The following is a 15,165-nucleotide window of genomic DNA, read 5'->3' on the forward strand; positions in this document are numbered from 1 at the left end:
ACACGTAGTATATAAAAAAAGAATTAAACTTAAATGACTATTTAAATTATAATATACGAAGAATAGCTGTATTATTAAACTGTGATATTATTGGAATAGTATTGTTTGATGATGATAATAATTTTGCTATATTAAAAAATGCTGTAATTAAAAAAAGTGATGAATATGTATTATTAAATAAAAAAAGGATAGAATTATTAAAATTAATTCTACTAATATATTAAACTTAGTTAAAGAAAAAGGAAGATTATAATTTATAAAAATGACAATGATAATGAATATTCTCCATTAATGAATATTAGTTCATCAGAAGTACTTATTCCTATTTTGGGAAATTACATGAATAGTAAAGAAGATTCTACCGATGTAATTGCCAGCATTTATATAGGAAACTTCAGTAAAAATACTAACTCAACAATTGATAATATTAATCAGGGAGAAATTTATCATAGAATGTGTAAGATACAAAACTTATATCAATCAATTTATTTAAGTCACCAAAGAGAAAAAACAATGCTAAATTTACTTAATGTACTATCTGAAATAGTAAGTGATAACGATCCTTGTGGAGTTTTACATCCTTATCATGTGGCAAATATATCAAAGGAAATAGGTAAAGCTCTACGGCTTGATGATATTACATTAAAACAAATATATATAGCTGGTCTTTTACATGATATAGGTAAGCTTTATATAGATAATAGTATTTTAAATAAAGAAGGTGCTTTAACGGAAGATGAATTTGAAATTGTAAAAAAACATTCTGTATATGGAGCCAATATTGTAAAAGATGTCTTTGGTTTAGATGATATATCTGTATTGGTAAAATATCATCATGAAAGATATGATGGAACTGGATATCCTAATGAATTAACTGGTGAACAAATTCCTCTTGGAAGTAGAATACTCTGTTTAGCTGATTCCGTAGATGCTATGTTATCACCTAGAATTTACAAAGAACCTAGAAATGTAGAGTTTGTTATAGGTGAACTTTTAAAAAATAGATCAAAACAATTTGATGCTAAAATTGTTGATGTTATGATAAATATGCTTTTAAAAGCAAATGAAGAAACCACAGATATATTATCTGATACAATAATATGGAGTACTTTAACAATGTATACAACAAAAACTGTATATTCTATTGAAGGAACTCTTGGAAAATATGATTTTGGATATTATTTTAAAGCAAATAAATTTAATTTTTCCACTGAAATTAATAAGGACGAGATAAGAACTATTAATTTATATATAAATAAAAATAATAATATGTATTGTTATGAACTAAAATCAGATTATTATGAAAATAATACATTGCATATTTCATCATTTGATTATATTCCATTTTTAGATTCTTTTAATATCTTGTGGAACTTAGATGGAATTCTCAATTTAAACTCATTAGAAAATCTTGATATTAATATATATAAAATTGGTGGAAGTAGACTTATGTTCTATATAGATAAGAAACAAATCAAAGAAGATATAATAGATAATATTCTAAGTTTAGAAGTTTATTTTAAAGGCAAAGAAAACATACTATTAACTGGAAAGATAGTTAACACTTTTAAAGTTGGCAATAAAAATCATTATGAATTTTTATATATAAATACCAGTGACGTTGTAATAGACCACTTGTTTAAAAACATATTTAGTAAACAAATGGAACTAAGGCGATTCATTACTAAGATAATATAAGTAGCTAGTAGTTGAATAAAACTTTAAATAATTTTAAGCCTAGAACTAATTTTTCATACTAGTTCTAGGCTTAAAATTATACGTCGCATCTTTAACTTACTATTTATTTTCATATGCCTTATTTTTCTACAGCACTTATACGCTCGGACAATTGTAATGAATGCGTAGTATCATTGTATTGAAATTTATACACATTTTCATAAGTTTTTGTCTGTGCCTCAGAATTAGGATCATCAGCATGTTCGTTAATATCATATACTTCTGTTGTATTCACTGTACCAGATTTACTATCTTCATCCATTTTATAGGAATTAACTACAGCAGAATCATACTGTTCATTAAAACTATTATTATCTTTATAATAATTTTTTACGTTATCCATTTGTTGATTATATAGTTTACTCCCAGGATACATATATGCTTGAAGTGATTTGGTATCTCCATTAGTCAATGCACTGGCAAGGGCATAACTATATCCAGTAACCATATTACTAATATCACTTTTCTGCTGCTCAACTGTATCTTCCTGTGTAGAATAATCAAAATAAACTGTTTTAGCTCCATCTGAGAGATTGGAATAGGAACTTTTAATTTGTGTTCCATTATAGTCTGTAATTGCATAGATGTTTGATCCAGATGCAATAGGACCAATTATATCTCCAGAATTTACAGACTTTCCAGTATCTTTACCATTAATATATACTTTATTATTATTATAGTCAGAACTTACATGAATATAAAGTCCTTTCAGAGCATCTACAGTATTAGATTGATCCTTAGTACTTAAAGAATCTACTTTTGTTTGATTATGTATATCTCCAAAATCACCACTGGCCTTTCCAATGATAGTATATGTTCCCGGTATATAGGGTCCTATTTGTTTTGAAAAATTCTTGCTATCCGTTTTAGCTATTTGCTTACCATTTATTAAAATATCCGCTCTTTCGACATCTGAAGTAATGGTAAAATAAGTTGGCTTAACCGCAATTTTATATTTTGGAAAGAAAAGCAAAGTACTACCTACCTTTGTAATATATAAATTAGAGGTTTGGTTTTCTGTACCCCCATCTTTTAGATTTATAGCTTGATTACTTAAATTGTTAATAACATCTGAAAAATCTGATGGTGTGGTCTTAAATGATTGTAAAATAGGGCCTACGGAATCTGATGTTAATTTCATTCTCTCATCTGATGTATACAACATTTTACTCAATGCAGCAGCATCATTTTTGGATACAGCATTCTGAAATGATGTAACCTCTCTCTTAGGATCACTAATTGTCTTTCCCACATAGACAAACACTCCTACTATAACACAAACAATAATGATTCCGGCAATTAATATCCTACTACTATTGTTACTGTTATTATTACTAATATTACTATTACTATTATTATCACTACCATTATTATTACTATTATTACTATTATTACTACTGTTATTTGTTTGAACCTTCTGTTGCAAAGCAGATTTAATATCCTCCAATTTATAGGATAATGTATATGCTTCATCCTGTGATTCTTCATCTTGTAATTTTTTAGCTTTATTGATTTTTATCACATTGTTTAACTTGGATGTAAGAGTGCATCCACAATTGTGGCAGAATTTAGCCTCTTCTTTCACAGTAACTCCACATTTTGGACAGAACTTCATTTTTTTACTTCCTCCCTATGATCTCATTTGAATATATTTCTACAAAAAGTTAAGAAATCCTTTAAAATAATTAAAAAAAACAAAAAAAACAGTTTATATCAAACTTTATTGATATAAACTGCTCTTTTCCAATTGCCTTTTTATGTCTAAAATCTACATATTAACTCATTAAGTCCATTTCTTATATTTTAAACTTCCGTACTATTTCATTAAGTTTTTGTGCCAGTTCCGCTTGGCTTTGTGCTGTTTTTGATACTTGGTCTATACCTTGAGTTGCTTCATCTATATTTGTCTGTATTGTCTCTGCACCTTGTGAGGAGCTTTGTGCAATTCCTGCCATATTCTGCATTGCATTATTTACTTGTCCTACAGTAGCTGTAATTTCTTCTGTCATAGCTGCTATCTCCTCTGACATGCCACTTACAAAATTTGAATCCTCATAGTATTGATTCCCCATATTTCCAAAGGTCTCAAACTGTGAATTTACATCTTCATTTACAAATTTCAATACATCGCTGCCATTATTAGAAAGGTTTTTAAAGGCTTCTTGCACCTGTGAGATAGTATTCTTTATACCTATTACTGCCTCTGAAGATTGTTCTGCTAGCTTTCTCACTTCATCTGCCACCACTGCAAAACCCTTTCCGTGCTCTCCTGCCCTAGCCGCTTCAATAGCTGCATTAAGTGCAAGTAAATTTATCTGTTCTGCTATAGATCCTATAGTATCTGACATAATATTTACATTTTCTACTACCTTTCCAGCCTCAATTGCCTTTACAATTTTCTCTTTCTTCTCAGTGTATATTATTCCTATTTCTTTCACAGATTCCTTACCCTTACTTTGAACTTCCTTGGCTCTTTCTTTAGACTGAGCTGCATTATTGCTTCCACTCATAGCTTTTTCTGACAGTTGAATTATACTAGCATCTACTTCTTCTACAGAGGCACTGATTTCCTCTGAGGATACCCTTGCTTCATGCACTCCATTTGTTATTTCTTTTGTAGACGTATCTATATTTTCAAAACTTTCATTTAACTCCTGAACCAAATCAGAAAGTTCTTCGCTGGCAGAACTCATAGCATAAGAGCTATCAATAATATTTCTAACTAAATTACTTACATTTTTCTGTGCTGTATTAAGGGCAAGAGACGTCTTAGAAAATTCGTCCGTACCTACTACAGTTATTGCTGTAGAAAAATCATATTTAGCTAATCTTTCAGCGAAGGAACTTATTTTTGTAAGCGGTTTAGTTATTTCTCCTATAAGAATTACAGCTAGCAACACTGCAAGGATAATTCCCACTGTAATAAATATAAGCATAATCTTATTAGCGTTAGATTGATCAATTTTATTACTTTCATTTTGTAATTTTGCTTCATTTACATTTAATTCTACAAGCTTATCAATAGTATTGAACATTGGTTTCCATTCAGTGTAAAGCTGTTCGTATTGACTTGACGCTTCGTAAAGATTGTTATTGCTAACAAGAGTTGTTATTTTTCCTACTATTATTTCTTTTTTAGTAATAAAATTCTTCAACTGTGACTTATATGTATCAAATAAAGCCTGTTCTTCTGTACTTTTTTTTAATTTTTCATACTCTTTTATATAACCATTATTTATGTCAATATTATTCTGAATATCTTTTAAAAGACTTGCTTTCATACCAAAATCTTTTACATTTATTAACTGAAGTACATCGCTATTAATCATTGATAAGCTTTCTTTAGAATCTGACAATATATATATACTTCTTAAATTATCACTGTACATATTTTCAGACTTTGAATCTGATATATTTAATGAGTTCATCCCTATAGCACCTACTATTCCAATTACTAAAACTAAAATAATAAATGCTATGGCTATTTTTATTTTTACCTTTATCTTTATTTTTCTAAGCAAATACATATTTTTATCCTCCAAGCTATTTATTAATTACCGATATGTTTAATAGGTTTATTCTTAGTTTATCGTTATATGTTTTATAAACTTTAGTAATTTTACCCTTTTTAATTGTTAAAAATTACACCCCAGGGGTGCAAAAAATGGAAAAAAGCAGTTTATATCAAAACTATCAATATAAGCCGCTTTTACAATTTACTAAGGATTAATCCTGTCTGGTATACTCAAATTATAGTTTCTGAAATCTCCACCTATATCTTTAATGATACTTTTAGCCTTTTCTACATTCTTATTTTCTGTCTCTACTACTACTTTATAGTTTATATTTGCAATCTCTTCAAAGCTTCCCATTCCACTTACCATAGGACTTGCTGCCTTAGCAGCTGATCCTGCATCATCCGATCTATAATTTTCTGTATCAAGTACAAGACTTGATAGACTAGCACCATTTTTTGCTCCAGCTACTCTAGGTGAACGATGCATAGTGCTTAAATAATGCTCGTTTAAATCTACAGTAGTGTTTTGAAATCCTTCACTTTTTAATTTTTCTACTGCCTCATTTGCATTTTTTATTCCACTGAAAAAGCCTTGAACTTTCATACTTACCGCTCCTTTATTATAATTTCACAAATTCTACAATATTTTCTCCATAAGTATATGTGTTTATTCTAAATACATATGCACTTATCAATGAAATCAATAGTTACTTATTTTGTAGACGTGCAAATAGATCTTTCGTATAGATGTTGTTACTTAGTATTACAAACATATTTAATCATTTTTTCTACCTTTTCATTAGCACACTAGGATGATCATAAGATTTCCAAAGTAATTTTTCTTCATGGTAATAATTACACTCAACCAATTTTCAACTTTCCACTTTCCGCTAGAATTTATATAATTATCTTTACAGAATTTACTACATATATATTGACAAAATATGAGTAAAACTATTATAAACAGACTTATTAGGCATATTCAAATAAATAACTAGTCAGTATGCTAGCCTATTTTGAATTATACTGCGTCAGCAGAACCCTCAGATAGCCCACTATCCTTGGAACCTGCTTCCCTGCTCAATTCAAAATATTCGTCGCATCTTTGACTTACTATTTATTTTCACATGCCTTAAATAAATATATTTTAGGTATCTAAATATAAAAAAAACTAGTTTTTTTTATGATACCTGATTGGAGAAAAACATGAAAAGAAGGAGAATTTTTATTTCTATATTAATAGTACTTGCTGTTATAATTGCTATTGCTACTGGTAGCTATTTAACTATTAACAATAAATTATCAAAACTTAATACCACAAAAATACCACAAGATGCCTCCAATCTCGGTATAGACACAGAAAAATTCAATATCAATAGCGATAATAATAGTATTGAGGAAAATTACATTAACATATTACTCCTAGGTGTAGATACCATGAATCAAACTAATAAAGACACTGGACGTGCTGATTCTAATATAATATTAACCATTGATAAAGCTCACAAAAAAATAAAATTAACTTCCTTAATGAGAGATATGCTTATGAATAATGTAGGTAATAAACCCCAGGACAAACTCACTCACGCCTATGCCTATGGTGGCCCTAAACTATCCTTAAAAGTTGTAAATGAAAATTTAAATCTTAATATACAGGATTTTGTAAAAGTAAATTTTACTAGTTTTTATAAAATTGTGGATGCTCTAGGTGGTGTAGATATAAATGTAGCTGATAGTGAGATAAAAGTTATCAATAGATATATAAAAGAAGTGGCCCTTATGGAAAAGAAGACTCCTGCTTATTTAACCCATGGAGGCACTCAGAGATTAAATGGTATACAGGCCTTAGCTTACTGCAGAATAAGGTATGTAGGTAATGGAGATTTTGAAAGAACTCAAAGGCAGAGAGCTGTTTTAACTGAGATTTTCAATAAAATATCCTCTATGAATTTATCTAAGGCTTCCAGTGTACTTGATACTGTTCTTTCAGATGTGGAAACTTCACTTTCAAAGAAAGAGATTCTTTCCTATACCTCTTATGCCATTATAAATAATATAAAAACTGTAGATCAATTTAGACTTCCAGAGGATAAGACTGGCTATAGTACTAATAGAATGATTAATGGTGTATTTTATTTAGATTGGAACAGAGAAGGAAATATTAAAGACCTACACCAGTTTATATTTGAAGGAGATTTGGAGTGATATTTACAACATGATTGGCTCCATTAATTATAAACAGAGTTCTAAGTATCGGTTTGTGATACTTAGAACTCAATGTATAATCTTAATTGCAACTTATGTACTTTATTTTAGTATAAAGATCTATATATTTTATATACCGTTTCTTCAGTGAGTTCTGTATAGTTATTTGCCATTAACCGTCCTTGCTTAGTCATAACACTTTCGGTGAAGTCTCTCAGTTCTTCTTCTGAAACACCGTATTCACATAACGGTTTTTTAGGTATAAGTACATTTAATAATTCTTCTATTTCTACATAAACATCCTCTTCCCTGCAATGTAGAATTTCACCTAAGAATGCATTCAATTTCTTAATTTTTCCACTTGGCTTTAAAGCTTGGTACTTCTTAAAAACTCCAGTGAACATAACATAATTTGACTCCCCATGAGGAACATGATAATTAGCACCTAAAGGATAGCTCATAGCATGTACTGCGCCACATCCTGCATTACCAAAGGCAATTCCTGCATAGTTACTTGCTAGTAAAAAGTTTTTTAATAGTGGTATTCTTGCTTCTGGGCCATGTTTTTCAATTTCCTGATAGCCTTTTAAAATCATTTCCATGGCCTTATAGGAAAACATTTCTGTATAACTGGTAGCTTTTGGTGAAACACTTGATTCAATAGCGTGAATTAATGCATCAATAGAACTAGTTGCAAAGAATTTAAATGGTAATTCTTCTAAAAGTTCTGGAATCATAACAGCGTAGTCAGCGTACAACTCGTCTACTGCAAGACCTAATTTTGTATGTCTTGACTTTAATTCAAGGATAGAAATATTAGTAACTTCGCTGCCTGTGCCACAAGTTGTAGGAATCATTATTAATTCCTTATCCTTTATGAATTCTAATTTATGATCAAACAAATCAGTTACTGGTGAAATTGTTTTTAGTGCAAATAATTTTGAAACGTCAAGAACACTTCCCCCACCAATTGCAATTACTCTTTTATAAGAAATGTCCTTTATATCACTGCATATTGCTTCTACCATTTCATCGTTTGGTTCTCCACTACCATATTTTCTGATAAAAATTACATTAGCATCAATGTTGAATTTTTTAAAATATGAATTGTAGGTGTGTTCACTTGTAATAATCAAATCATCTTTTCCTATTTTAAAGTTAGTTATAAATTCTTCACATTTATCAAATGTGTGAATTTCCGGTTTAATAGATAATTCTTTCACTTTAACTCTTCTCCTCATTTGTTAGCTTTCAAAAACTTTTTTTAAGTGCTCCGTTAATTTTACATTTTCAGAATAATCAACTCTGCAATCAATGATTGATGGTACCTTCTGCTTAAATGCCTCTTCTAAAGTGGGAATTAACTCTTCTGCCTTTTCTATACGATATCCTTTTGCATACATACTCTCAGCTAATTTTACAAAGTCAGGATTAGTAAAATTCACATAACAACTCTTTCCGTATTGATCTTCCTGCTTCCATTTTATTAAACCATAGCTGCTGTCATTAAATATTAAAACTACAATTGGAGTTCCTATACGAAGGGCTGTTTCAAGCTCTTGACTATTCATCATGAATCCGCCATCTCCAACGATAGCCAGTACCTTTTTATCTGGATTAATTAATTTTGCTGCGATTGCTCCTGGAACACCTATACCCATTGTAGCAAAACCATTTGAAATAATGCAAGTGTTAGGTTTGTAACAATTATAGTGTCTTGCAATCCACATTTTATGTGCTCCAACATCTGATATAACAATATCTTCCTTATCCATAACTTTTCTAACGTCATTCAGAATTCTTTGTGGCTTCATTGGAAAAGCATTATCATTTGCATAACTTTCATGCTCAGACAGCATTTTTTCTTTAATTTCAAGCGCTTCTACTGGTTCTACTTTCCTGGATGTTCTTCTCATTATATCATAAAGAGAATCTGAAATATCTCCAACTACTTCTACAACCGCTTGATACAATTTATTAATATGAGCTGGTCTTGTATCAATATGAATTATTTTAGTATCAGCACTTTTATTCCATTTTGCTGGAGCATATTCTACAATATCATATCCAATTGTAATTACTAAATCCGATTTTTCAATAATTTTATTTACATAATCTTTTTGTGGAATACCAATTGTCCACATGGAATATTTGTTATCAAAGGGAATAATACCCTTTGACATCATTGTGTTAATTACAGGAATCTTTAATTTGTTTGCAAATTCTGTAACAGCTTCTGCAGACTTATTACGAATAGCACTTGCACCAGCTAATATAATTGGATTTTTTGCTTTGAAAATTTCACTTGCAGCTTCCTCAATTTCTGATAAATCAGCATGTTCCATTGGTTCAATCTTTTTTTGTAGTGGTTTTTCGCAAAGACTTACTGGCATTTTTGAGATATTTACTGGTAGATCAATAAGACATGCTCCTGGTTTTTCACTTTCAGCATATTTAAAAGCAATTCTTACAATTTCACTTACAGTATCAGGACGAACAATTTGCTTACTTCTCTTTGTAATTGGTTCAAACATTTTACAAATATCTAAAAATTGATGTGATGTAATATGCATTCTTTCAGTACCTACCTGCCCTGTAATAGCAACAACTGGAGACCCATCGCTATCCGCATCTGCTACACCAGTTACTAAGTTAGTTGCGCCGGGGCCTAATGTTGATAGACAAACACCTGCATTTCCTGTTAATCGTCCATAAACATCTGCCATAAATGCCGCACCTTGTTCGTGACGAGTTGTAATAAATTTAATACTTGAACCTTCAATTGCATTCATTACTTCAAGATTTTCTTCACCTGGAATACCAAAAATATATTTTACGCCTTCAGCCTCTAAGCATTTTACTAACATTTGTGCTGTATTTAATTTTACTTCATTTTTAATTTCTGCCATGATAACAAACTTCCTTTTAATTATATTTTTCTAATGCTTTCTATAGTTCAATTATAATAACAAACTATAAAATCCAATAAAAATCTACAAATAATTTTATTAATCTCACAAAAATATGTTGTAAATTTATAAAATAGATAATCCAATTGAATGTTTATTATAAAATAGCAAATCTCTTTATATTAGTATCAAATTTTAAATTTCTGTACTATTTCATTAAGCTTTTGTGACAATTCTGCCTGTTCCTGAGATGTTCTAGCTACTTGCTCTATTCCCTGAGTAGATTCATCCATACTTCTCTGTATTGTATCTGCATTCTCAGATGCCTTTTGAGAAATTCCTGCCATATTTTGTACTGATTGTACAGATTTCTTTCCTTTATCCTGTACATCAATTGCTCTTTCCTTAGAGCTGGCTGAACTATTGCTTCCTTCCATGGATTTTTCTGATAATTGGTTAATACTAGCATCCACTTCCTGTACTGATGCACTGATTTCCTCAGCTGATGCACTAGTTTCCTGAACTCCACCAGTTATTTCTTTAGTAGCAGCATCTATATTTTCAAAATTTGCTGTAAGCTCCTCTGTCATGGCAGAAAGTTCTTCACTAGCAGCGCTCATATCCTGAGAATTGTCCATAATAGTTTTAATTAGGCTGCTTACATTTTTTTGTGCTTTATTAAGATCTATACCTGTTTGTGAAAATTCATCAGTACCTGTTATAGCTATTCCTGTAGAAAAATCATATTTAGAAAGTCTTTCAGCCAAGGACCTTATTTTTAATAGCGGCCTAGTTATTTCTCTTGTAAGAATTGAAGCTAAAGCTACTGCAAGAATAATTCCAACTATGATGTATATGATGATCTTAGTATTTGCAGTATTGTAAACTATAACATTCTCTTCATTTACTAATTTTGCCTTATTCACATTTGCTTTTATAAGATTGTCAATGCTGCTAAACATCGGACTCCATTTGTTAGACATTTCCTTATATTGTATTGCAGCCTGGTCAAAATTATTATCATTAATAAGAGTCAATATTTTTTCTTTTTCAGTTCTAAAATCTTGAAGTTGTACTTTATATTCTTCGAATATCTTTTTTTTATTTTCATCCATTGGAATTTTTTCATATAGTGCTACATAATCATTATCTTGCTCTGTATTCCCCTGAATATTTTTTAAAAGGCTTGCCTTCTTACTATATTCTAAACCTCCCTTATTATAAATCACCCTTGGTCTTTCATTTGAAAATCTATTTTTATTTGTAAACATTTCAAACTATCAACAAATTTAAGTGTATTTAATAGAATTTAGTTAAAATAATAAATTACAAACATATATTTATATCATAAATACTTTAGGGGAGATGTAAAAACAACATGTCTTATAATAGAAACAGCCTAAAAAAAGATATTATATTATGTTTTATAATGGGCGCTTTGTACATGGTACTTGAAGGTTTATGGCGTGGATGGACAAACATATCTATGCTGGTAGTTGGAGGTTTATGTGCCTTTTTAATAGGCAGACTCAATGAAAGACCAACTTTCTGCCGGTGTAAAATGTGGCAAGAATGTGCCATCGGTACTGGAATAGTTCTCATTAGGCATGTGAAAATAAATAACAAGTCAAAGATGCGACGAATATTTTGAATTATACAAGGAAACAGGTTCTGATGATAGTGGTGCTATCAGAAGGTTCTGTTGACGTAGTAGGATTCAAAATAGACTAGCATACTGACTAGTTATTTATTGGAATATGCCTTATAGAGCTTACTTCTGGAATGATTCTCAATGTATGGCTTAAACTAAATATTTGGGATTATTCAAACACCTGGGGCAACCTCTACGGCCAGATATGTATACCCTATGCTATAATTTGGTTTTTCTTAGTTCCCTTAGCGGTATTTGGGGATGATTACTTAAGATATAAGATATTCGGACAGAAAAAACCAGATGGTTTACTAAAGAATTATAAAGATTTATTTACCTGTGAATAGCATAAAAATAGCCTATATCCTTATCTACAGGTATAGGCATAACTTTCTCATTTAACTGATTTCAGCTTTGCTATATCATTCCAATTGCTACTTGTAATTATCTCAACATTTGTAATATCTTTTCTCAGTGCTTTAATATCGCCTTTTATATATGCCATATCATTACTCATCTTATCCTGCTCTACTTTACTTACGTCGGCTTTATGTTCTAGTGATCTTAATATTTGTGTATGTTCATCTAACTGTGTTTTTATTGATTTTATTTCTGTTTTCATTGATCCTATCTCTGTTTTCATTAATCCTATTTCTGTTTTCACTGATCCTATCTCTGTTTTCATTAATCCTATTTCTGTTTTTATTGGTTCCAATTCTTTTTTAAGCATAATTTCTATTGCTTTCAGCAACTCACTATTTGAACTTTCCACTTAATCACCTCCGTATTTATATTATACATTATTCACTAAACAATCTCCATGCCCACATCTTTTATCATTTTAATATCATCTACAATTTTATTTCCCACAGTAGTAAGATAATTCCCTGATATAGTGGCATTAGCCCCTGCTCTTAGACAGTCTTGTCCATCTTTAGCTATAAGTTTTCTTCCTCCTGCTAGTCTTATCTGACTCTTTGGATTTATGAATCTGAACACTGCTATAGTTCTAAGTATTTCTTCATCTGTTAGCCTTTTTGCATTTTCCAGTGGAGTCCCCTTTACCGGATTTAGCACATTTACAGGTATAGATTGAACTTCAAGTTTTTGAAGATCCATGGCCATTTTTATTCTGTCTTCCATAGTTTCTCCCATGCCAATGATTCCCCCAGAACAAACTCTTAATCCTGCTTCCTTAGCTGCTTTTATAGTGTCTATTCTCTCATCATAACTGTGAGTTGTACATATATCCTTATAGTAATCTCTACTAGTTTCAAGATTATGATGATACATAGTTATTCCCACATTCTTTAACTTTTCCAGCTGCTCTTCAGTTATAATTCCTAGAGATGCACAGAGATCCATCTTTACTTCATCTCTTAAGGCATCATATATTTTAACTGCCTTTTCAAATTCCTCTCCAGTTAAAGCTCTTCCGCTAGTAACTAGTGAAAATCTATTTACTCCGCATCTTTCATTTTCCTTAGCGAGTTCCACTGCTTCCTTTTCATTCACTAGTCCATATTCCTCAACATTGGTTTTATAGTGACCAGATTGAGCACAGTATTTGCAGTCCTCTGTACACTTTCCAGATTTAGCGTTCATTATAGAACATATATCCACAACTTTTCCATTGAATTTGTCACGTATTCTGTCCGCAGTAGTTATAAGTCCTTTAAAATCCTCTGTCTTTGAAAGCTCTAGTGCCTCTTCATAGTTTATTAGTTCCCCTCTATTTATCTTTTCCTCTAATTTTGAAATTATATTATCCATTTATTTTTTCCCTCCATTAAAATAATTAATTTTATCTTCTATATTTAAAGCTATACAGGTATCCAGTATAACGCTTGGCCTAATATGCAGTTTTTTACAATCCTCTTAATTAGTAAACATAGTAGATAAATATAACCTATATGCCTGTACAACATAATCAACACAATATATATAGCAAACTTTAGAAATCAATATCGTTAACTATATTTTAATATTTAGTTTACAATTAAATTAATAATATACAATTTAAAGAGCATTGTCAAATATAATACTTAGTATTTATCCTCTATATACTATAAAAAAGGATAACTTTTTTAGTTACCCTTAATTCAACTAATGTAGACTGTATTGTTCCTACTTCTCCACCTGAAAGAAAACTCCATCCTGCGAATATATTATAGTTTTACTATCTTTTAAATATATGGCATTATAGGCTTTTCCCTCTGGGTTATATACTACAACCTTTTTAATAGAGTTTCCTGCTACTCCAATACTACTTAGCTTTACTCTGTTCTCCTCAGAAAATTGGGCATCTGAAACAGTACTCTCCACATATTTAGGTTTTTGTACGCTGCCATTGGTATCTGTAAATTTATCCTTGGATAAACTAATAGCTTTACCATTGTAGCCAGCTATATCCTCTTTAGACATGCCATATATAGCCGCTGTTCCAACAGATTTTGTTATCTTCCAATCTCCAAAATAACTTGTGTAATCCTTACCCGCATTATTTTCTGAGGCTGCTGAATTATTTGAAGCACTATTATTACTATTATTACCATTAGAATCACTGGAAGCATTTGAACTACTGCTAGCATTGCTTGAGTTTTGTACTGGTGTTTCACTGGAATTTTTCTCTGGAGTTTGTCCACTGTTATTAGAGCTTTCGGTATTATTTGTATTATTAGCTGTAGTATTATTCCCCGTATTGGTATTATTTCCAGTATTGGTGTTGTTGCTGTTAGAAGCCGCATTGCTATTAGCATCATTTGAAGTATTATTCTCTGAGGCTGATGAATTGTTTACATTATTATTTATTTTGCTTACATCTAAAGCAGACTCCTTATTCTTTGCTGTTGATATGGTTTTACTATGTAAATAAACCACTGAAAAAACTACTACAAAAACTATTATTATTCCAAGCAAAAATTTTTTCTTCATATTTCTTTCTTCCTCCAATCATATTTTAAAATTCAAAAACTTATCTAATGCCTTATTAACCATAAGCATACAAGTTTTCTGTCATAAACAATATTATACCAAAGATTTACTAAAATTAATATTAATCTCTATTATTAGCTATAAGGCACATTCAAATAAATAACTAGTCAGTATGCTAGTCTATTTTGAATCCCACTACGTCAACAGAACCC

The 15,165-nt window shown here is 30.4% G+C and carries 13 protein-coding genes; 4 read left to right on the forward strand and 9 right to left on the reverse strand.

All coding sequences use genetic code 11. From position 1 onward, the window contains the following. The first annotated feature begins 291 nt into the window (after positions 1–291). Positions 292–1,698: an HD-GYP domain-containing protein gene (locus RH99_RS18340; protein WP_010239872.1), complete on the forward strand. Its 1,407-nt coding sequence runs from the start codon at positions 292–294 to the stop codon at positions 1,696–1,698. Positions 1,699–1,816: 118 nt separating this feature from the next. Here the strand turns inward: RH99_RS18340 and RH99_RS14720 are convergent, their stop codons facing one another. The 3 genes from RH99_RS14720 to RH99_RS14730 all read right to left on the reverse strand — a co-directional run bounded on the left by RH99_RS14720 (position 1,817) and on the right by RH99_RS14730 (position 5,858). Further along, complete coding sequence (locus RH99_RS14720; RefSeq protein WP_010239874.1) at positions 1,817–3,352, reverse strand: zinc ribbon domain-containing protein; 1,536 nt, start codon at positions 3,350–3,352, stop codon at positions 1,817–1,819. Positions 3,353–3,533: 181 nt separating this feature from the next. After that, a complete protein-coding gene (locus tag RH99_RS14725) occupies positions 3,534–5,264 on the reverse strand; it encodes a methyl-accepting chemotaxis protein (protein ID WP_010239876.1) in 1,731 nt (576 codons plus the stop codon). Positions 5,265–5,456: 192 nt separating this feature from the next. After that, positions 5,457–5,858: a hypothetical protein gene (locus tag RH99_RS14730; protein ID WP_010239878.1), complete on the reverse strand. Its 402-nt coding sequence runs from the start codon at positions 5,856–5,858 to the stop codon at positions 5,457–5,459. A 602-nt stretch (positions 5,859–6,460) separates the two neighbouring features. Between RH99_RS14730 and RH99_RS14735 the strand changes: the two genes are divergently transcribed. Next, on the forward strand, positions 6,461–7,459 hold the full coding sequence (locus tag RH99_RS14735; protein WP_010239880.1) for an LCP family protein: 999 nt from the start codon (positions 6,461–6,463) through the stop codon (positions 7,457–7,459). Between the two features lie 107 nt (positions 7,460–7,566). Here RH99_RS14735 and RH99_RS14740 read toward each other — a convergent pair whose 3' ends face one another. From RH99_RS14740 to RH99_RS14750, 3 genes are all read right to left on the reverse strand, one after another. Continuing rightward, positions 7,567–8,682 carry a 4-hydroxybutyrate dehydrogenase gene (locus RH99_RS14740; RefSeq protein WP_010239882.1) on the reverse strand — a complete coding sequence of 372 codons (1,116 nt, stop codon included), beginning with the start codon at positions 8,680–8,682 and terminating at the stop codon, positions 7,567–7,569. Positions 8,683–8,703: 21 nt separating this feature from the next. Beyond that, positions 8,704–10,368: an acetolactate synthase large subunit gene (locus RH99_RS14745; protein WP_010239884.1), complete on the reverse strand. Its 1,665-nt coding sequence runs from the start codon at positions 10,366–10,368 to the stop codon at positions 8,704–8,706. 188 nt (positions 10,369–10,556) lie between these two features. Continuing rightward, entirely contained in the window at positions 10,557–11,639 is a 1,083-nt protein-coding gene (locus tag RH99_RS14750; protein ID WP_010239886.1) for a methyl-accepting chemotaxis protein, read from the reverse strand. Between the two features lie 107 nt (positions 11,640–11,746). On the opposite strand from RH99_RS14750, the gene RH99_RS14755 reads away from it, so the two are divergent. Further along, on the forward strand, positions 11,747–12,019 hold the full coding sequence (locus RH99_RS14755) for a hypothetical protein (protein ID WP_243441501.1): 273 nt from the start codon (positions 11,747–11,749) through the stop codon (positions 12,017–12,019). 104 nt (positions 12,020–12,123) lie between these two features. Then, positions 12,124–12,366, forward strand: a complete 243-nt coding sequence (locus RH99_RS14760) for a putative ABC transporter permease (protein WP_279374360.1) — start codon at positions 12,124–12,126, stop codon at positions 12,364–12,366. 47 nt (positions 12,367–12,413) lie between these two features. On the opposite strand, the gene RH99_RS14765 is transcribed toward RH99_RS14760, so the two are convergent. The 3 genes from RH99_RS14765 to RH99_RS14775 all read right to left on the reverse strand — a co-directional run bounded on the left by RH99_RS14765 (position 12,414) and on the right by RH99_RS14775 (position 14,953). After that, positions 12,414–12,791, reverse strand: coding sequence for a hypothetical protein (locus tag RH99_RS14765; RefSeq protein ID WP_010239888.1), 378 nt, complete (start codon positions 12,789–12,791; stop codon positions 12,414–12,416). A 35-nt stretch (positions 12,792–12,826) separates the two neighbouring features. Continuing rightward, positions 12,827–13,792 carry a biotin synthase BioB gene (bioB, locus tag RH99_RS14770; RefSeq protein ID WP_010239890.1) on the reverse strand — a complete coding sequence of 322 codons (966 nt, stop codon included), beginning with the start codon at positions 13,790–13,792 and terminating at the stop codon, positions 12,827–12,829. Positions 13,793–14,146: 354 nt separating this feature from the next. Beyond that, on the reverse strand, positions 14,147–14,953 hold the full coding sequence (locus RH99_RS14775) for a hypothetical protein (RefSeq protein ID WP_010239892.1): 807 nt from the start codon (positions 14,951–14,953) through the stop codon (positions 14,147–14,149). Positions 14,954–15,165: the final 212 nt, after the last annotated feature.

It is taken from the genome of Clostridium arbusti SL206 (assembly GCF_000246895.1).
GTDB classification, from domain to species: Bacteria; Bacillota; Clostridia; order Clostridiales; family Clostridiaceae; genus Clostridium_I; species Clostridium_I arbusti.